Here is a 19,651-nt window from a genome sequence, read left to right as displayed (position 1 = left end):
CATACGAATATATATGAAAAGGACATTATTAATAATAACAGTGCTGGTGGCCCGGGTTGCGGCGGCACATGCGCAGCATGCGCTGACGCACACCCAGTACGGTCAGCTTCGCACGGTTGTCAACCCGTCGGCGAGTCTGATGAGCATGGGCGGGGAGGTGTCGGTGATCGGCCGCCGGCAGTGGGTGGGCATGGATGGTGCGCCCACCGTCTTCTGGGGCAGCGGACATTTTGGTTTGGAAGGTTTCGGCGCCACGGCGGGCGTTAATGTTCGCCACGAGAGCCTTGCGGTGGAGAAGCTGACGGAGGCCTCGGCGTTTTTCGCCAAGCGTGTGCGGATATCGGAGACGGAATACGTGGGGCTGTCGCTGAATGCCGGCGTGAGCTACCTCGACGGGCGTTTCTCGCAGCTGGACCCGATGGACCCTGCCTTCCGGGAAGACATCCGTGAGACGGACGCGCTGATCGGCTTCGGGGTTATGCTGTTCCGTCCGGAGCGTTATTACGTGGGGCTGTCGCTGCCGCGTCTGATGCTTGGGAGCCTGGGTGTAGACAGCGACAGCCGCTACAACTTCCGGAACCTGTACCACCTGACGGCGGGGGCGCTGTTCGGCCTGGGCGGGGACTTCCATGTGCGGCCTGGGCTGCTGGTGACGTATGCGGAGAACCTGCGTCCGCAGGCGGAGGCTTCAGCGCTGGTGTTCATCAAGCGTGTGTTCGGCATCGGTGCAAACGTGCGCAGCTACGGAGAGGTAGCCGGCATTGCACAGTTCAACTTCTCGGGCTTCGGTGTTGGCTACAGCTACCAGTTCAACCCGGGCAACCAGCCGCTGAACCGGCGCATCAGCAACACCACCCACGAGATCGGTATCCAATACCGGTTTGGCAGGGAGGCAGGACTGCTTTGACCCGAAAAGAGGAAATCTGCGAAGAAGTCACCAGATTCCCTCTTTGCCATTAGGCGGGTAATTCATGTGGATTTTCGAGCCCCACGTAGCCGAAGACATTTTTGAGCGCTATGATATGCCCTGATAAGTTGCTATGTATATCTAATATATTTTTATCTTCGCACCAAGAGCTAATATTGACGGATATGATTGCAAAATGGAAAGTTGTGCTGTTTGACTTGGATGGAACGCTGCTCGACTCTGAATGGTTTTATTATAAGGCGTGGCGGAAGGCGTTAGAACATCACGGATTTCCGCTCCAGAGCGATGTGTGGCTAAATGAGCTCGCCGGAACAACCGATACACAAGCACTTGAGTTATTGCGTAGCAAATATGGCTTTGAAACTGAGCGCGAAACATTCTTTGAGGAAGTCAGGGCGAACGTTGCCCAGCAGCATGAAGAAGAAGCCGTACCCCTGATGCCCGGAGCAGCGGATCTGCTTAGTTTTTTGCACCATCGGGGTATCACCATGGCGGTGGTGACCTCCAGTAAGCGTCCGGTAACCATGTATCACCTCGAACGGAACGGAATAAAACATTATTTCCGTCTGCTGGTGACCCGCACAGAGGTGCAAAATCCCAAGCCCGATCCGGAGCCTTACAACCTATGCGTGGCGCAGTTGGCGGTAGACAGGAAGGACTGCCTGGTACTGGAAGATTCCGTTACAGGATCGACTGCCGCAACGGCCGCGGGCTTAACCTGTTTCGGTGTGCAAACCCATGAATCCATCAGGAAAATGTTGAAAGCGGACCGCACATTCGATAACCTTCATGAGGTACGTGAATATTTAGAGGCGCACTGAAGGCGCATATTTTGCTGGCGATTGCATCCCCGCAAACCAGACAAAAGCAGGAACCATCGCTTAAAGCAATAGGTTCCTGCTATTTACCAACGTGTATTGACGCTAGTCGATAAAGCGCACGGTAGCCACTACGGGAAGGTGATCCGATGGATACCGTTGGTCTTTGGAGTCGGTGAGTACCGCATATTTCAGAACCTCGAAATCCTTGCTGACAAACACATAGTCGATCCGGTTTTTTAACGGCGCAGCAACGCGGAATCCGTTGCTGGTCCCAAACGGTCCATACGGAGGCATTTGGGAGACGTCATATGCATCCTGCAGAATCGCTGACATGCCTTTTATCTGCTCGGTCTCGGGGGTGGAGTTGAAATCGCCGGTACAAATCACCGGAGCACCTTTGGCAATTTCCTTGATTTTGTCCACCATCAGTTTGCCAGATTCTCTGCGGGCGACAACGCCTTGGTGGTCGAAATGCACATTAAATATAAAGAAAAACTGGCCGGTGATTTTGTCATTGAGCTTTGCCCACGAACAAATCCGGTTGCAACAGGTAGCGTCCCAGCCTAATCCCGGCGCCTCGGGTGTTTCCTGCAGCCAGAAATTCCCTGAGTCAGTTACCCGGAAACGGTCTTTTTTATACATGATAGCCGAATGCTCACCTGCCTGCTTACCGTCGTCGCGGCCAGCGCCGAAATACGCATAACCGGGCATTTCCAACAAGTCCTGCAATTGGTGGATAAAACCTTCTTGCGTACCGATAATGTCAAAATCGTGATACTGAATCAGCGCCTTGACGTTCTCTTTCCGGTGCGGCCATGCGTTGAGGCTGTCGCGTGGCGTGTCCATGCGCAGGTTGTAGCTGGCCACATGGATATTCGTCCGGCGGTCTTGCGCGTTAACCCCGCCTAGCAGGGCTAAACAAAGACATAGCATACTTAACCGTCTCATCGCTACCATCCCGGATTTTGGCCCAATTCGCGATTCAGCTCGAGGTCTGCCTGAGGTATTGGGTACAGGTATTTCCGGTCTTGCCATTCCCTTACCCCCGGGTTCCAGATAACTTCTCCTGATGTCCCGTTTGATAGCTGTATCCTGCCTGCAGCAGACGAGGAGGATACGTCCACAAATGCTACGGATGGGTTAGATGGAGCCGGTCGGTTTCCCTGATAGAAGCAGACGTCCATAATACCGTCTCCGTTGAGGTCGTGTTCGCCTAAAGCCGGCACGTAAATGCCATTCATTGGAGCGGTTTCGAACAGTTCGCCCAGTTTCCAGCGCCTTAGGTCGTCCGGGCGAAGCCCTTCGAATACCAATTCGACCGTGCGCTCACGGATTATCTCCAACAAGATGGGATCCGTGAACCGCCCGCTGTAATACGCAGACAGGTAAGGGTCAGCAGACGCGGGTAGTGCGGTCAACGTTGGTCCCGTGATACCGGCGCGGGCACGGAGGGCGCCGATTGTTGCTGCCCATTCTTGAGCGGTCATACTGCCCAGTTCGGCCAGCGCCTCTGCTTTGTTCAACAATACCTCGGCCCAACGCATAATGATGTGGGCGTTGTCGTTACGGCTTTCGTCATCGTAGGGGAAGCGCTCGTCATAACACCACTTGATGGGTTGGTAACCCGTAAAGGTTTGATTGAAGTTAGGTGGAGCGATAACCGGCACACCGTTTTCCGTGCGGTGGTAATCGCCGACGCGGATCGTTTGCTTCAGCCGAAGGTCGCGGTTTTTTACTTCGTCGACAAAGGGCGTGGTTTCGTAGCCGGGCAAATCGGTGAAGCGGCTACCGTCAAGGGTAAGGTACATATTGACGAAATTGCGAGTAAGGCTGGGGCGGCTACCGTAAGTGGGGCTGATAAACCGTCGGTTTGCAGAACTGAACACCTGCAAGCTGGCATCCAGGGCGACGGCTAAGATCGTCTCATCAGCGTAAGGTGTCCGGGTGATGAAAAGCTCGCGGTAAGATAGGTCCGGGCTGGCCGCTTGGTGCAGTGTGAAGCCGCTGATCCCGTTGGCGGCGTCTACCACATGCTGAAACCATTCATCGGCTGTGGCCTGCATATCATAGTCCGTATGATATTTGCGTAATGAGGCCTCAAACAGGCAAATGCGGGTTTTGTAGGCCCGCGCTACGTTTTTAGTGATGCGGGTGCAGGTCGGATCGGAGGTCAACGAAATATTCTCGATCGCAAAATCCAGGTCTTCTAACACACGTTCCATTACCGTAAACCGACTGGTGCGGGGTGCGTTCAAGGTCTCGTCGTCATCAACCTCAATTGTCCGGTCTATCCAGGGTACATCGCCGAATCGCTTGACCTTATTGAAATAAAACAGCGCCCTGAAAAATCGCGCCAAGCCGATGTAATGATTTTTTTCCGCGACTGCGCTTTGAGCCGCGTTTTCGATGAAGTAATTGATGTTTCGCAGGTCTCCCCAGCTCCACCCAGAACTGGTAATCGCGCTCAGTGCATTAGGAGCCAACAGATTATCCACGCCATTTCGGGCAACGATATCAGACAAATTGTCGATGGCAAATACCCCGTCATACGGGGTGGGCAGGATGTCGTAGAATGAGTTGGCGTAGAGTTCCATGCCGCTGGCCGACCCGAAAATCGCACGGTTGGTAGCGGTATCGACCGGAACCTCATCCAGTTTGCAAGAAGCAAATGACACGGTGGCCACTGCAATCAAAATATAACGGAATGTTTTCATATTTGCTGTCATTAGAAATTAAGAGTTAAACCGGCAGCGATCGACCGCATCATCGGATAGTTGTAGCCGTCGCCGCTGGTGCCTCCGCTCAGGTCCCTGTCGGAGCCATAGATGCTCGTCACGTCGGTATCGCGTGTCCACTTATACATGGGAGACCAAGTCCAAAGGTTTTCGGCAGAAAGGTACACGGTGAGGCCTTGCGCGCGCAGCTTGGAGAGCGCACGTTGCGGTATCCGGTAGCCTACTTGCAGGTTGCGCAGGCGTATGTAGGAGGCGTCTTGCAGGTATCGATCGTTTGGTACTTGCAATGCCCGCCCGGTGCCCTGCGATATATAGCCCACCAATCGGGGCAGGTATGCGTCAAAGTTACCCAACTCTTCCCGAAACATGTTATTTTCATGCCAGCGGGGGTATTGGTTATATGGCCGGTTGTATTGCCCCCAGAAACGTGCCTCTGCCGAAGGATACCAATCTTGCTTTAACACCCCCTGAAAAAAAGCAGAAAGGAAAAAGCCACTCCAATCGCCCGATAGGTTTACACCATAGGCATAACGCGGTTCGGAGTTGCCAATAATGGTTTTGTCGCCGGAGTTCCCAACTTCGTTTGCACCGTGAAAGATCACATCGTCGCCATCCAGGTTTTTGAATTTGAGGTCCCCTGGATAATTTCGGCGTGTATTGGTGTTCGGGATATTGTGCTGAGACGGAGAATTTGCAATTTCTTCTTCCGAACGGAACAGGCCTTCCACCCGGTACCCCCAGATCTCCCCTACCCGTTTTCCGGCATAGTGTGGTAGGGCGAGGCTCATATCACGGTTGTTGTATTTGGTGATGATTGACCAGGAGTCGGCCATGAAAACCTTGATGCCATAGCCAAAAGGCTTGCTGGCCAATTCAAACCGATCTTGCCAGTTGAGCGACAGCTCCCAGCCAGTAGTTTCCAGGTCGGCGTAGTTTCCCTTAGGCACGTTCGTGCCGAATACTGCCGGCAGTGTCGGCCCTTCGGTAAACATGTTGGTGGTCCACCGCCGGTAGATATCGCCAACGAACTGCAGGCGATTGTTCACCATGCCAAATTCCAGCCCCAGGTTGCCCGTGGTCACGGTTTCCCAGGTCAAGCCTGCAGGGACGACACCGGGCTGTGCAGTTCGCTGCGGACGGATGCCGTTGATGATACGTCCGGACTGAGAAATTGCGAAGTTCTCGGTAAACTCATAAGGCCGGATGTTACCGTTGCCCAATGAGCCGAACGAAGCCCGTATTTTGACATTAGATACCGCTTGGGGGCTGACCTTCCAAAACGGTTCTTCCGAAATGCGCCAGCCGACCGATGCCGACGGGAAAAATGCCCATTGTTGGTCTGAAGGGAATTTCGATGACCCGTCATAGCGTCCGTTGATTTCAAGCAGGTAGCGCTCACGGTAGTCATAATTCACCCGGAAGAAGCCACCTGCAATCGCCCACTTTTGGTATCCCCCTGTGGTAACGATGCCCTGCCCTAACGCCAGGTTGATGTCATCCGCGTCTTCATATACAATGCCATTGCGCCGCACGGTGAGGTTTCTGTACAGCGATTGTTCGTAGTTAAAGCCGGCGAGCACCTTGAAATTATGCGCATCGTTGATGCTTTTGACGTAATCTGCATATACGTTCGTAGCCAGGTATTCGGTAGTGCGTCTTCGTTCTTCCAGATCATTGGTATTAGTACCGGTATAGCCGATGACACCCTGGAAGCGGCTATACGGCACCTGTACCCGGTTCTGGTTCGATCCGATGTCGTTCGTTTGGAACGTGAAGTCGCTGCGCAGGGTCAGGCTTTTGTCGAAAAACGCTGCCGTAAGCGCTGTACGGTTGCGAAGCAGACGCTGCTCGGTATCAATGCCATTCCTGCCGATAAAATAGTCGCCCACGGTATAGGCTGCGGAAAACGACAGCGTGCCGTCTGGATTAAGCAACGGGGCAAGTGGATGACCTTCGTCGGCCATGTTACGCCAGATGCCGCTACCCTCTCCTACATTGAGCGGCTGGTGGTATGTCATCTTTGAAAAATCGGTGTTGTTTTCGACCTGCAGCCATGGTGTGAGCTGAATACTGCCCTTAGCCCGTATGTTGTGCATGCCATAGTCGTCCGAATTGTACCGGAACAACCCGTCCTGCCCATTGAAGCGACCGCTAACATAAAATGAGGCTTTATCGTTGCCGCCGGTGAGCGAAAGGTTGTGGTCTTGGGCAAAAAAGCGGTCCTTCATGAGCTCCCGGTACCAGTCGGTGCTATAATAATACTGGTATTCATTAGTCGACGGATTAACGTCAACCCGAGGCAGGGAAGGGTCTTCCCACCGCCGTTTGATTTCGGCAAGGTATGCGGGTGAAAACGGTAGCGTCTTGTTTATGGCGGTAGGCGTATTCCCGTTGTCGTTCCATCGCGACCAAGCATCACTAAACCCTTGTGCCCATGGATAGGAATCGGTGATGTTGTCGGGCACCGCTGTAGGTGAACGTGACGAAAAATTGGTCGAATAGGTGATCGATGTACTACCTTCGATCGCCTTCTTCGTGGTGATCAAGACTACGCCGAACGCCGCGCGTGCCCCGTAAATCGAAGCAGAAGACGCATCCTTCAATACGGAGATGTTTTCGATGTCATTTGGATTCAGCATCCGCGGATCGCCCTCCACCCCGTCTATCAAAATCAAGGCACTGCCCTGTTGCCCGATGGATGTCATCCCCCGGACATTGAAGGCCGGTGATTGGGTAGGTTTGCCGTCCAAAAGCCGGATATTCAGGTTCGGAACAACCCCTACTAATCCTTGCGAGACATTGGTGATCGGGCGCTGCTCCAAGACTTCAGGCCCTACCTGATCCACCGCACCGGTGAGGTTTGCTTTCCGTTGGGTACCATAGCCTACCACGACGACCTCGTCAAGGCCACTCACTAGCTCCTTCAGCGATACGTTGAGAATATTGCCGGCCGGCACAGGCGCTTCGTGCGCTGAAAACCCGACGATTGAGAACTGAAGAGTCTGTTCACGGTTAGCCAACGAGATGCGGTAGTTTCCGTTGGCGTCGGTGGTCACGACCGTTGCCCCGTCTTTTGTACGGACGGTGACTCCCTCCAGTGGATTGCCTTGCTCATCAGCAACCCTGCCCGTGATGACCACCTGTTGGGCCTGGACCGTCATCGTTGGCGAACTTACTGACCTTGGGGTAATGATAATATTTTTCTCAACGATTTTATACCCCAGTGCCTGCCCCTGTAGACTTTTATTCAGGGCTTCTTCGAGCGTGACACCATAAAGATTGAGGGTCACCGGTTTCGCATGGCGGATCACCCGGCTGTCATAGAAGATGTGGTATCCAGTTTGTTCTTTTATGCTTTTGAATACGTCAACCAGCGCTGTTTGCTTTGCCTCCAGCGTGACACGCTGTGCGTAGGAGAATGCACTTACCTGTAGGCAACTGATCAGAGACAAGATAACGCATAATTTCATAATCAATAACGAATTGGGCTGGACACATTTTCGTAAAAAGTAATAACGTGCGGTGTAATTTTCGTACATTTGAATTGGGTTTAACTAAAAGAGTTCCACTTATTTTATTAAATCCGCGTGGCCTGTGTCATGCTCGCATTTCGGGAGCGGTCGCAACGCTCCTGAATGCTTTTTTATGACTTGGCCCGCCGCTATCGCGCTACATCGTACTATGTCATGACAATAACCCTCCTTCCGACAATTTTAAATTTAACCGACCCGGTTAGTTCAATGGTTTCCAATAGCGTTTCGAAGTCCGAAAAGCGTGATATTGTCCCGCCGAAATAAGCATCCAATTCATCATCATCATATTCCACATCGATGTTATACCATCGCGCAATGGACGCCATTACGTTTTGAATGTGCGTATCAGAAAAAGCAAAATAACCGTCTTTCCATGCCGTGAAGACACTAACATCCACAGTTTTTACGTGCGGTTTCCCTTCGTACACGATCCCTTGTTCACCCGGAACAAGTTGCACGGTATGTCTGTCATTTCCTGAAATTCTCACTGACCCTTCAATGAGCGTGGTATATTCTGCCGCCTCGTCACGATACGCCGAGATATTGAATTGGGTACCCAGCACTTCGACGATCTGCGATTTGGTTTTAACCAAAAAAGGTCTCCGTCCTTGTGCCGTCTGTTGTTCCGCTACATCAAAGAAAGCCTCTCCGTCAAGTTCAACCACCCGCTCGTTCCCCGTGAACTGCAGGGGGTATCTCAACTTGCTGTCTGCATTCAGGCATACCTCCGTCCCGTCAGATAACGTAATCCTATAGGTACCACCGCGGGGGGTAGCAAACTGCTGGAAATCGTCTATTTGATGACTATGCTCGATCAACTGTGTGCCGTCGCCATACGTTATGTTGTCTGTGTTGATAGCAATTGTTTCCTGTTCTTCATTCAGTGTAATGGTCCGGCCATCTGCAAGCGTCAGGGTGGCCCTGTTTCCTCCCGGTACGATCGGGTCGGCTGCCGCCGTTGCGGTAGCAGGAGGAGGCGCTGCCTCTGACCAGTCATTCACAAAAACAAACAGGAATAAGCCGACACATAGCAGGGCGGCGGTCCCTCCGACCCACCTCACGGATGAATGCCATAGTCGACGGTCGTGTTTTTTTGGCCGATCAAAGCCTGCCGCTACGTGTGGATGGCGCAAAATTTCTCGGTAAATCCGCTCGCTGGGAATCTGATGGTCTGACGGGTCACTTGGCTGTTCAGGGGAGCGCTCGTCCAACAATTCGTTGAGGGCTTGTTTAATCTCATCCTCATTAAAGTGTTTCAATTCCAGCAGTTCTTCTTCCTGAAGCCCTTTGGCGAGCTGACGTTTCAACAAGAGGTGCAGCCTGTCTTTATCCATAGTGCGTTTATTACCAACGGTTGTTTGCTCCGTTTATTGAATAAACGGACTACAGGGATAGTCGGACTAGTACGAGGAAAAAAAATGCTATCTTATTACGGAAACGGCGGCCAACAAGGAGATGAACCCGACCAGCAAGGAGATGAGTCCGCCGTTTAAAAAACGGAGTTTGATCGTTCTCAAGGCACATACCATATGGTTTCGGACCGTATTGGGCGAAATTTGCAAACGCTGGGCAATTTCCTCGTAGGAGAGCCCTTCATTGCGGCTCAGCATAAATACCGTTTGCTGTTGTAGGGGCAACCGCCGGATGGTTTCTTCCGCAAAGCGGTGAAGGTCCGCGACCGCAATCGTTTCTTCAGTATTGCTTGTATATAGGTCGGCCGAGTGTTTCAGATGGTCAACAGCCTGAGTTTCTAACAATGTTTTCCGGAAGTGGTCAATGGCGAGCCGCTTAGCGGTTAAGTACACGTAAGGGTACAGCGGCTGGTCGGCGTTCAGGCGTTGCCTGTTTACCCATAGCGCGACAAATGTTTCCTGGACTAACTCTTCGGTTTTCGTCGCGTCTTTCACCAGCGCATGGATCATTCGATAAATAGGTCTATGCATCTGGTCGTATATCATCCGGAATGCAATTTCTTGACCTTCCCTCAGGCCGGCAATCAGCGTGGAAGCTACTTGTATACGTGCAGACATCTCAGTAAACCCAGCTACGTTTCTTTGCTAAATAGGAGTATCCTTGGCAATGCAACAACAAATGTAAAATTTTTTTTGCACTGTTACCGAATACGATCAATGACAAAGGTAGCCTACCCGCCTAAAGTCAATGTGCTTTGGCCGTTAAATTTAGGTTAACTCATCGAAATGGCGCTTAAACCGAATATTCGGGCTTCCAGTAACGGGGCTCGCCGGCATAAAGGCTTTGGTTGGCCAGCGATGCGCAAATCGCGCCTTTAGCTCCTGTATGGACATTCGATAGGGGACTTTTGCCCGTTAATATAGCTTGGTGAAAATCTTCCAACGCGTAGATGGTGCCGTCCTTGGTGGGTTCTGGAAGTATCGCAAATCCACCCCCTTTCTCACCAGTAACAGCCGTTGCTCCGGTAACACCGTCTATAATTCCTTTAGGGGGCGCTGTGCCCGACTCTGGATAATACCTACCCGTATCAAAGAGCAGGGAGATGGTACCCTTGTTGCCCTTGATCCGGAAGGAAAATCCGTCCCGTGCGTTACCCAGCGTTGTGCCGAAGTTACCAATCATACCCAGCTGGTTGTACCGTAAGGTCAGTTGCACGTTGTCATAGGTTTCCCGGCCATCGCGGTAGATGTCTACGCCGCCAAATCCCATGATTTCATCGGGGTGTGTATCAAAGACCCAGTGGATGAAATCCATTTGATGTGAAAGCAACTCAGCCACCAAGCCCCCGGAATATTCTTTGTAAAGGCGCCAGTTGATCAACCGTTCTAAAGCCGGATCGGACACCTTACGCCGCCAATCGTTGTTCCGGTCCCAGCGGCAGTCCACTTGAGTCACTTCACCAAGCTGCCCTTGCCGTATCAGCTCCTTTACCTTGATATACAATGGTGAATAGCGGTACTGATATCCCACCTGGAGCACTTGGGATGGGCGGCTTTCTACCATCTGCACGAGCTCAAGCGCTTCCGGAATGGTAAAGGTCATCGTTTTTTCCAGATACACATGTTTTCCGGCCAGCAGTGCGTCTTTTGCGATTGCAAAGTGTGCGTGGAGCGGTACGGCGACAACAACGGCCGCCACAGCCGGATTGTCCAGTAAATGCCGGTAGTCGCGGTATGCTGTTGCTGAAGGTGTGATTTTCTTGGCTTCCGCCAAACGGAAATCCAATAGGTCGCAGTGTGCTACCGTTTTGAACCAGTTTGAGCCGCTGTTTTTTATCGTATGCATGATGCCTTTGCCCCGGTCTCCGCATCCGATAACACCTACGCCGACGGGCGTGTCTGCTGTAGTGGGCACGTTCGTATTGCCCCAACCATAACGGGCGGTTGCCGCACCGATACCCAAAAGACCAACATGTCTTAAAAAGTGTTTTCTATCCATAATCGGAAGTACAAATGGCCTACTAAGATAGGTACAATACCGGAATTCTGCAATCCATGGGCAAAGATCATTGGCCGATGCTTGGTGGGTGTAGAATTATCCGTAGTGTGTAGTGGTCAACATCCCGTAGCAGGCGCAAACGCAGCATTGGTAAGCTGAACCTGGCGGTCTTTGATGTGTGGAACAACGGGATATGCGTATTCATATCGAGGCTTGCCAAGGGCTTGCGGCGACTTGCCGAAGAATGTCGAGCTACGCCCTGTAAGCGTGAGACGGCCAGACTCGTCTATCTCGATGAGTGCCCATAGTGGATCTTTATAATGCGCCATATACTTAAGTAATGGATATTGTTTGTTTACTGATTCGGGATAAGGGCTTTCGGCATAGTTGTCTCCCTGCCAATTGTAAGACATACTATTGATCTGGATGTAGTGGATACCGTTGATGACATTGTGATAATCTAAATGATGATGACCGGAAAATACCAATTGGACCTTTCGAAATCCAGCGTGTTGGTTGACCCGCTCAAAAAGCGTTCGGACAAACAGCGCATTTTCGATCCTCTTAGGATTGTCCAATCCTTGGTGGCAGAACACAATCGTTGGCAAATCGGTAGCATTTAAATCCGATTCCAGCCAATCAAGCTGCTCTTTTGATATATATCGCTCATACTTCCACGGAATTTCATGCTCGGGATTTACATCGTTTCCGTTTAAGGTAACAAGGTGATATCCGTTAAGGTTCAAGGAATAGTTGGGAGACTCCATGCCCCAAAAATCCATAACCTCGGTTAACGTGTAATCGCCCTCCGGATCGTGATTGCCGACTACGTGGAGCTTTTTGCCCGAAAAGCTGTTCCAGATTTGCATGAAATTAGTGTTTTGCTCATCAGGAAAGCAGAAGTCGCCCAACTGGATGATGAAGTCCGGTTTTTCGCGTTCCATCTCTTCGATGAAAGCCGCCAGACGGCGTTCCGCATCAGGGATGAGATCTTGGTGTACATCCGTGCAAACCCCGAAGCGGATCCGCCCAAACCGGCCGTCGGCGGATGTGGAAGCAAGCACGCTTCCACTTGCGATTAGTGGAAGCATGCTCGAAGTTTTAAGAAATGTCCGTCTATTGATATCCATCATTCTGTGTAAGATTAGGATTTTTTACAATCTCGTCATGCGGAATGGGGAAGAACCGGTGGTAGGGCTTGACATTCTGTGCACCAACTGGATTGTCCTCAGCGGTGGATTGCACGACTTCTACCAGTATGTCCCAGCGCATGAGGTCCCAGCGTCGCTGGAATTCTCCCACCAGCTCCCTGGCCCTTTCGTCCATGATATAGGCTTTCACTTCGGGCTGCGAAAGGTTGCCCAAATCATCAAGACCCGATCGCTGCCGGATCTTGTTCAGTTCCAGGACTGCTTGGTCCGTTTGGTTCAGCTCGTTGAGGGCCTCTGCATGAATCAATAACACTTCTGCAAACCGCATAAAGTACAGGTTCTTCTCACTAGCACGCCTGAGGGCCGTAAGGTCCCAGAACTTGGGACCAAACCAAGGGAATATTTTGGTCGGATCAGCCAGGTGGCGGGGAAAACCGGTAAACGGCTGTTCATCGTATTCATAGGCAATAACGAACGGCAAGCGCAAATCGCCCGCCTCATAGAGGCCTATGAGCTTATTGGTGGGATAAAACTCGGGGTAGCTTTCCAGATTTGTGGTTCCAAAATTGACGCCAGAATAGGTATTGGAAGTGCCGTCTCGGGTAGGAAAAAACCAGGTATAGAAGTAGTTCACCTGAAAATTCTGGCCAGTTTCCGCATTACGGCTGAACTGGATTTCGAATAGGGATTCGCTGTTGTTCTTGTGTTCATTGAATTCACTAAATAGTTGATCGTAAGGAAGCAACTCATAGGGACCCTCCTCGATAATCCGTTTGGCGACAGTAGCAGCATTTGTCCAGTCTTCGTTGTAGAGATGCATCTTGGCGAGCAAGCCGAGCGCAGCACCTTTGGTTACCCTGCCCAAATCTTCCGCTCCATATTGCCATGGAAGACCGGCTTCTGCTTGGGCAAGATCGGTAATGAGCTGTGCCCTGATCGCAGCTAGGGGTGTTCTTTCCATTTCGGAGACGGTGGTTACATCCAGTTCATCTAGCCACATTGGCACGTCCCCAAAAACGTTGGAAAGTATAAAGTAATAAAGGGCTCTCAAGTATTTTGCCTCGCCCAGTAACCGGTCTTTGATACGTTGGTCGATCGGTGCTTCGGCGACCTTAGCGATTACCATATTTGCATTTTTTATAGCGGTATAGCACCTGTTCCAGGTGTTGTAGCTGCTAGCTGATGCAGACGCGGAGTGCGTGTAAGCTTGGTAGGCCCGGATGTCCACTCCGCCGCCATTGAACAAAAACAAGTCGCTGCCGGCAAACGTCAATGCCCACAGGTCTTGATTCCCGAAAATGCCGGTTAGCGAGCTGTATACACCGTTGGTCGCCTGGATGCATTGCGCTTCCGTGGTAAAGAAATCATTTGGCGCGATGATGCTTTGCGGGCTTTCTGTGAGCATTTCTTCGCAGCCGGATAATGCACATGCCAAGAAAACACCATATAGAAGTCTAATAATCTTCATGATCTTAGAGATGAGTTTGGTAAAGATTAAAGTGTAAGGTTAATTCCGATGTTGTAAATTCTGCTGTTGGGGTAGGCACCATCATCTTTTGCCCGCACTGTCGAACTAGTCCCAGAGCTGTTCACTTCCGGATCATACCCCCTATATTTCGTGAACAGTAAAAGATTTCTGCCGCCGACGTACACAACAAGCTGTTTGCCTGTCTGTTTGAATACGTAATTTGCGAGGTCTACGCTGAGGTTTAGCTGGCTTAACCGCAGAAATGAGGCGTCTTGCAACAGCCGTGTACTGGGGACATGGTCTCTTGAATTGACCCCAGGGATGTCTGAATAGGGGTTGTCGGGAGACCATCGATCCGCCATGTAGCTCATTTGGTTGGTGAGATAGGTGCCGGTACCGGCAAAAAACTCCATGTTGTTAAACATCGAGTGTCCATGAGCGAAGTTGAAGAAGAAATCTAACGCTACCGCTTTATAGCTGAACGTACTGCCAAAACCACCGAAGCGCTTCGGATGCGGCGTGCCGAGGTAGTGGTAGTCATCAATATTAAGCACACCGTCTCCATTAGTATCGGCATATCGGGGTTTTCCGGGCCGGTAGAAGTTGGAGTTTGAAACGAGCGTACGTTCACCGGCAGGTTTAGCCAGTTCCGCGTCTATTTCCGCTTGATTTTTCCATGTTCCTTCATATTTTACACCATAAGCAGCACCGATGGGTACGCCTATTTCCAGAAAATTCGTCTGGGCACCGTATCCGTTGTCATCAAGCAGCACCCGGACAAGCGGTCCGATATCGGTCACTTCCTGCTGATTTGTGGATAAGTTCACGACGGCGTTCCAGGTAAAGTCAGGTCTTTTGATGACATCCCCCCGTACTTCGAATTCAAATCCACGACTATTCGTTTTACCCAGGTTGACCAGTCTGTTTGCATAGCCCGTTTGCCGTGGGATCTGAACAGTAAGCAACAGGTCTCTTGTCTCGGTTTGGTAGTAGTTAGTGGAAAGCTGGATTCGTCCATTGAGGAAGCTTGCGTCGGCGCCAATATTTAACTGTCTGGATTTTTCCCATCTTAGGTCCCTGTTTTCCAATCGTCCCTGTGTATATCCGAGCCGTGGTACACCGCCGAAAACATAACTGTGAGGATCGGAGCTCAGCGTTGCCAACGACTGGTAATTGGCAATACCTTGATTGCCTGAAGTGCCGTAACTTAGGCGAAGGGCCAGGTCGCTTAAGGTATTTCCTTTCAGCTGTTTCATAAATTCCTCCTCAATGATCCGCCATTTGAATGCTGCAGAGGGGAAAAACGCCCATTTGTGCCTAAGCGCAAAATTCGACGCACCATCGTAGCGGCCGGTTAGTGTCAAGTAATATTTTTTGCCGTAGTCGTATGCTAAACGTGCTACAAACGACGATTGTGTGTTGTCGTTGTAATTGGAAATGGTGTTGCGCTGATCCTGGGGCACACTTGCAAAATCATTCCACCTAATGATATCATTGGTAAGACCTCCGCCCCTTACATAAAGCCGTTCACTATTTCTTCGCTGGTATGTAAAACCACCTACGGCGTTGAGGCTGTGTTCACCGAAGGCGCGCTTAAACGTCAGTGTATTTTCGTTGAGCAAATAGCTGCGCAGGTAGATGTCCGACAGCGCATCACCAAACTCCTGGCCATTGACAACGCTCAGCGGCATATACGAAGGCCGATAAAAATTGTATCGGCTATGTGAAACCGTGGTTCCTAATGTCGACCGGAACGTGAGCCCTGCGATGATGTCGTACTCACCGTAAATGGTGGCTAGCAAATCATTGTATTTTGTGTAAGCGTCTGTTAGACTGGCCGTGGCGACACTTGTGTTGACGTGGCCGCCTCCGACATATCGACTGGGATTGTAGCTTTCAAAGGTTCCGTCTCCCTTATGCATCGGCATGGTTGGCGGGAGGAACATGTGCGAGTATGACCACCCTTCGTTGGAACCGAAGTTGATGTTGGAGCCGGGTTCTCGTACATAATGACTATAATTGGCGTTTACACCGAAACGCAACGACTCGTTGAGGTGTTTGGTCATATTCAAGCGCACCTGATACCGATCGAATGAAGATCGAATAGCCGTCCCTTTCTGGTCAGTGATATTTCCGGACAAACGGTACGTCAGCGATTCATTGCCGCCACTCACCGCCAAGTCATAATTTGCAAAGTGGCCGGTCTGAAATACGGATTCTATCCACGGTGTACCTTCGCTGCCTACGACGCGCAGAATAGAATCTGGATTGGGATACAGCTCGGGCTGTCCCATCTCGATATACGCTTCATTTATAAAACCAATGTACTGCTCAGCGTTTAACATCTTCGGATGGCTCGGGATGTGTGAAACGCCATAAGATGCTGCTGCCGTAACCTTATCCTTGCCCGGTGTACCCTGCTTCGTGGTAATGATTATCACGCCATTTGATGCCCTAGAGCCGTAGATGGCCGCGGCTGAGGCGTCCTTAAGGATGTCAATGGAAGCGATGTCCGCCGGATTGATGGTATTTAGGTCCCCGGCGTCAACCACGCCGTCAATCACATAAAGCGGTTCGTTACTTGCGTTGATGGATCGGCTTCCCCGGATTCGAATGGTGGTTCCTGAGCCTGGCGCTCCGTTTACAGATTTTACATCGACACCTGCTGCGCGTCCTTGTAGCATTTGATCCACCCGCTGAACCGGAATTTGTTGCAATGATTCGCCGCTGATGGTACTGACCGCCCCAGTTAAATCTTTTTTAGCCACTGCGCCGTATCCAATTACAACGACCTCTTCCAAATCGGTTTCTTGAGCTGCGAGTTGCACATTAATCACATTGGAACTCCCAACTGGCTGCTCGACCTTTGCATAACCAACGGAGCTGAACACCAAGAGATCTCCCCGATCTGCAGTGATGGTAAATTGTCCGTTTGCGTCGGTCGCAATTATCGTCAGACTACCTTTGACTGTGACACTAGCGCCGGCCAAGGGCTTGCCGTTCCCATCAGTGACGCGACCGGAAACCATTTGTTGTTGCGAGGTTGCGCGTGTGGAAGAGTAGTTGGGCTTCTTCTTTTCCCTCCGTACCACTATGTTCTTTCCTTCCCGTTCGTGGATCAGTCCATGGGGGGCTAAAATCGATCGCAGCGCCTCCTCCAACGGTACGTTGGTTAAGTGTACATCAAGGGGAGGCGTTTCTTTTAATATTGCTGAGCTGCAGATAAAATTAAAATCTGTCTGTAGCTTCAGTTCCCTGAAAACGTCGATAATGGCTATATCTTTTTTATCGATACTAACCGTTTGTGCATAGGCGTTTACTTGCATGTTAAATGCGCCAAACAAGAGAAACACAACTACTGTTTTCACGATAATTAGACTTTTATAGTTGAGAAACGGTTGTCCGTTTCCCAGGGATAACGTGTAATTTTTCATTACCTTTGATTGGTTTTAGTTTCAAAACAAGATGTAACAAGCTGTTTAGAATAGAACCATTCGCTGGGGAAGCACCACCTTCCTCAGCTTTGTTCTTATTCCAGAATGAGATAAAACAGTTACTTCATAAGCGTCACCCTCCTTCCTTTTACCTCAAACTGGATGTTTTCTTCTGCCATTTTAATGATGCGCAATACCTTATCGAAATTGTCGTATCGCGATACCGAACCCCAAATCGATATATCTTGTAAGCTGGGGGCTACATCAACCTCAATATTATACCACCGGGCCAGTTTGCGCATCGCACTTTCCAGGGTTTCGTTGTTGAACATAAACTCGCCATTTTTCCATGATACGCACTCGTTTACATCCACGCTTTCCACACGCATGGCACTGCCGTCGATAAGCGTTTGCTGGCCGGGGTAGATAATTGTCGACCGTTGGTTGGGAAGCGAAATCTTAACCTTTCCTTCAATTAGTGCAACCGATGATACAGGTTCGTCCTTATATGCGCTGACGTTAAAATTCGTTCCCAATACCTCGACGGTTTCTTTGGCTGTTGTGACAATAAACGGTTTCTCGCGATTTTCGACGACCTCAAAATAAGCCTCCCCTTCGAGTACCACGTTGCGGTGGTCCGCCGAAAACGTTCTTGGGTATTCCAATTTACTGTCCGCGTTGAGCCACACCTTCGAACCATCAGGCAGCACAATCTGGTATTGACCTCCCCTTGGGGTGGTCAGCGCCATTTGCATGGCATTATCTGGATGTTGTTCGTGTTCCAGCAGCGGGACACCGTTTGAATATGTTAATTGCTCACTGATGACGATGCCTTCTTGCTCGGAACTAAGTTCAACCTGTTGTCCGTTAGACAGTGTTAAGACAGCCTTGTTTTTGCCGGGCAGTAAGTGCGCGCCCAATTCCGTTTGCGGATGTGCATCTTTTGTTGTTAGGTCTTTCAGGGCCCAAAGCCCAGCCAGAGAAAATATAACAAGCGCTGCAGCGGCAGCATATTTCCATAGCACAGCTTGCGTGTGTTTTTTCGGTTCTTTATGGCGGATTCCCGCCAACACGCGTTCCAGCATTTTTTCCTCTTTCAACTGGCTTTGCTCGTTATAGATAGATTTATAGTTGTTTAACGCCGATTTCAGTTCCTGGCTGCGTTTCATTTTTTCCATGAGGCCAATCAGTTCTGGATAGCGTTCAAAGAGTTCGTTCAATTCCGCTTCGGAACTGGGCTGTCCTTTTCCTTCCAGGTGTTCTTTGATCAGTCGTACGATGTTGTCTATTTCGCGCATGGGCGTATAACTTGTATTCCATTTATAGAAACACGTCATTATCGAAAATCTTTCAAGGATTTTTACGAATTATATAAAAGGCTGAGCAGTTTAAGAATTAGGGGGCAAAAGTATACGGTTGGCCGACTGGGCGGCTGACTAATGAGGTATCGGGATATTGGAAGGAACGTGCTGAGTAATGGCAGCCGGCGTAACACATCAACACACAGGGAGCAACAAGGCCCATATCCAAAGGCTATCATCCAGTTTTAGCGAACTACGCAGGTAGTTTAATGCTCTGGAACGATTGATGTAGACCGCTGAAGGGCTAATTTTTAATTTTCCGCTGATTTCCTCAACGCTCAAATCGTCAAGGTAGGTAAGACTAAATACCTCCCTTTGCTTATGCGGGAGTTTAGCAACCTCTTCATAAATTTGCCTGATCAATTCTGTTTGGACGATCTTGGTCAACGTGTCGGTGTCTTCAGTTAAAGAATCCTCGAACTCGGAAATATTTTCCACTGATCGTTTTGCATGGGGACTTCTCAGATAGTTCAGGCATGCGTTTTTAGTGGCGATATATAAAAAAGCCCTCAATCGATCCATGGTATTAAAGCGATCCCGTAGCTCCCACACTTTGAGAAAGGTGTCGGCGACAATTTCTTCTCCTACTTCCTGAGGTACAAACTGCTGTGAGAAATAGAGCAAAGAGCGATTGTAGAGACGAAAAACAGCCGTCAAACCAGCTTCTTTCCCTGCTTGTAAATCACGAATCAGATCAGAGCGCTCCATGCGGTTATATACACGTTTGCCAAAGATATGCAATAGGCCGGCTCCGCGGGCCGTTTTTGTAAACTTATAATATTTTGGTAACTTTTTGTTAATCTCTTTGC

13 protein-coding genes are annotated in these 19,651 nt (G+C 50.3%); 2 read left to right on the top strand and 11 right to left on the bottom strand.

The window, feature by feature from the left end:
* Positions 1-13 precede the first annotated feature (13 nt).
* Complete coding sequence (locus ACFOET_RS05940; RefSeq protein WP_379020564.1) at positions 14-907, top strand: PorP/SprF family type IX secretion system membrane protein; 894 nt, start codon at positions 14-16, stop codon at positions 905-907.
* Positions 908-1,092: 185 nt separating this feature from the next.
* Positions 1,093-1,749, top strand: a complete 657-nt coding sequence (locus ACFOET_RS05935; RefSeq protein ID WP_379020562.1) for an HAD family hydrolase — start codon at positions 1,093-1,095, stop codon at positions 1,747-1,749.
* A 102-nt stretch (positions 1,750-1,851) separates the two neighbouring features.
* On the opposite strand, the gene ACFOET_RS05930 is transcribed toward ACFOET_RS05935, so the two are convergent.
* The 11 genes from ACFOET_RS05930 to ACFOET_RS05880 form a co-directional block, all read right to left on the bottom strand.
* On the bottom strand, positions 1,852-2,697 hold the full coding sequence (locus tag ACFOET_RS05930) for an endonuclease/exonuclease/phosphatase family protein (protein ID WP_379020560.1): 846 nt from the start codon (positions 2,695-2,697) through the stop codon (positions 1,852-1,854).
* A gap of 2 nt (positions 2,698-2,699) precedes the next feature.
* On the bottom strand, positions 2,700-4,463 hold the full coding sequence (locus ACFOET_RS05925) for a RagB/SusD family nutrient uptake outer membrane protein (protein WP_379020558.1): 1,764 nt from the start codon (positions 4,461-4,463) through the stop codon (positions 2,700-2,702).
* 11 nt (positions 4,464-4,474) lie between these two features.
* Positions 4,475-7,954 carry a TonB-dependent receptor gene (locus tag ACFOET_RS05920; RefSeq protein ID WP_379020556.1) on the bottom strand — a complete coding sequence of 1,160 codons (3,480 nt, stop codon included), beginning with the start codon at positions 7,952-7,954 and terminating at the stop codon, positions 4,475-4,477.
* A 209-nt stretch (positions 7,955-8,163) separates the two neighbouring features.
* Positions 8,164-9,351 (bottom strand): FecR family protein, encoded by a 1,188-nt coding sequence (locus ACFOET_RS05915; RefSeq protein WP_379020554.1) that lies wholly within the window; start codon positions 9,349-9,351, stop codon positions 8,164-8,166.
* A gap of 87 nt (positions 9,352-9,438) precedes the next feature.
* On the bottom strand, positions 9,439-10,047 hold the full coding sequence (locus ACFOET_RS05910; protein WP_379020552.1) for an RNA polymerase sigma factor: 609 nt from the start codon (positions 10,045-10,047) through the stop codon (positions 9,439-9,441).
* Positions 10,048-10,222: 175 nt separating this feature from the next.
* On the bottom strand, positions 10,223-11,428 hold the full coding sequence (locus ACFOET_RS05905; RefSeq protein WP_379020550.1) for a Gfo/Idh/MocA family protein: 1,206 nt from the start codon (positions 11,426-11,428) through the stop codon (positions 10,223-10,225).
* 116 nt (positions 11,429-11,544) lie between these two features.
* Positions 11,545-12,519, bottom strand: coding sequence for a metallophosphoesterase family protein (locus tag ACFOET_RS05900; protein WP_379020548.1), 975 nt, complete (start codon positions 12,517-12,519; stop codon positions 11,545-11,547).
* A 25-nt stretch (positions 12,520-12,544) separates the two neighbouring features.
* Positions 12,545-14,047 carry a RagB/SusD family nutrient uptake outer membrane protein gene (locus tag ACFOET_RS05895; protein WP_379020546.1) on the bottom strand — a complete coding sequence of 501 codons (1,503 nt, stop codon included), beginning with the start codon at positions 14,045-14,047 and terminating at the stop codon, positions 12,545-12,547.
* 26 nt (positions 14,048-14,073) lie between these two features.
* Positions 14,074-17,481 (bottom strand): TonB-dependent receptor, encoded by a 3,408-nt coding sequence (locus tag ACFOET_RS05890; RefSeq protein WP_379020544.1) that lies wholly within the window; start codon positions 17,479-17,481, stop codon positions 14,074-14,076.
* A gap of 119 nt (positions 17,482-17,600) precedes the next feature.
* A complete protein-coding gene (locus ACFOET_RS05885; protein WP_379020542.1) occupies positions 17,601-18,818 on the bottom strand; it encodes a FecR family protein in 1,218 nt (405 codons plus the stop codon).
* Between the two features lie 159 nt (positions 18,819-18,977).
* The gene (locus tag ACFOET_RS05880) at positions 18,978-19,550 is read right to left on the bottom strand and encodes an RNA polymerase sigma factor (RefSeq protein ID WP_379020540.1); all 573 of its coding nucleotides are present in this window, start codon (positions 19,548-19,550) and stop codon (positions 18,978-18,980) included.
* Positions 19,551-19,651: the final 101 nt, after the last annotated feature.

Origin of the sequence: Parapedobacter deserti, from assembly GCF_042646065.1 — a bacterium.
In the GTDB taxonomy this organism is placed as follows: Bacteria; Bacteroidota; Bacteroidia; order Sphingobacteriales; family Sphingobacteriaceae; genus Parapedobacter; species Parapedobacter deserti.
Note: the sequence above shows the minus strand (reverse complement) of the source record. Positions and strands in the feature narration are given on the sequence as shown.

Bases quoted from the DNA above. Each gene is read 5' to 3' on its own strand.
- ACFOET_RS05940 (WP_379020564.1), top strand. From the start codon at position 14: ATGAAAAGGACATTATTAATAATAACAGTGCTGGTGGCCCGGGTTGCG.
- ACFOET_RS05935 (WP_379020562.1), top strand. From the start codon at position 1,093: ATGATTGCAAAATGGAAAGTTGTGCTGTTTGACTTGGATGGAACGCTG.
- ACFOET_RS05930 (WP_379020560.1), bottom strand. From the start codon at position 2,697: ATGAGACGGTTAAGTATGCTATGTCTTTGTTTAGCCCTGCTAGGCGGG.
- ACFOET_RS05925 (WP_379020558.1), bottom strand. From the start codon at position 4,463: ATGAAAACATTCCGTTATATTTTGATTGCAGTGGCCACCGTGTCATTT.
- ACFOET_RS05920 (WP_379020556.1), bottom strand. From the start codon at position 7,954: ATGAAATTATGCGTTATCTTGTCTCTGATCAGTTGCCTACAGGTAAGT.
- ACFOET_RS05915 (WP_379020554.1), bottom strand. From the start codon at position 9,351: ATGGATAAAGACAGGCTGCACCTCTTGTTGAAACGTCAGCTCGCCAAA.
- ACFOET_RS05910 (WP_379020552.1), bottom strand. From the start codon at position 10,047: ATGTCTGCACGTATACAAGTAGCTTCCACGCTGATTGCCGGCCTGAGG.
- ACFOET_RS05905 (WP_379020550.1), bottom strand. From the start codon at position 11,428: ATGGATAGAAAACACTTTTTAAGACATGTTGGTCTTTTGGGTATCGGT.
- ACFOET_RS05900 (WP_379020548.1), bottom strand. From the start codon at position 12,519: ATGCTTCCACTAATCGCAAGTGGAAGCGTGCTTGCTTCCACATCCGCC.
- ACFOET_RS05895 (WP_379020546.1), bottom strand. From the start codon at position 14,047: ATGAAGATTATTAGACTTCTATATGGTGTTTTCTTGGCATGTGCATTA.
- ACFOET_RS05890 (WP_379020544.1), bottom strand. From the start codon at position 17,481: ATGAAAAATTACACGTTATCCCTGGGAAACGGACAACCGTTTCTCAAC.
- ACFOET_RS05885 (WP_379020542.1), bottom strand. From the start codon at position 18,818: ATGACGTGTTTCTATAAATGGAATACAAGTTATACGCCCATGCGCGAA.
- ACFOET_RS05880 (WP_379020540.1), bottom strand. From the start codon at position 19,550: ATGGAGCGCTCTGATCTGATTCGTGATTTACAAGCAGGGAAAGAAGCT.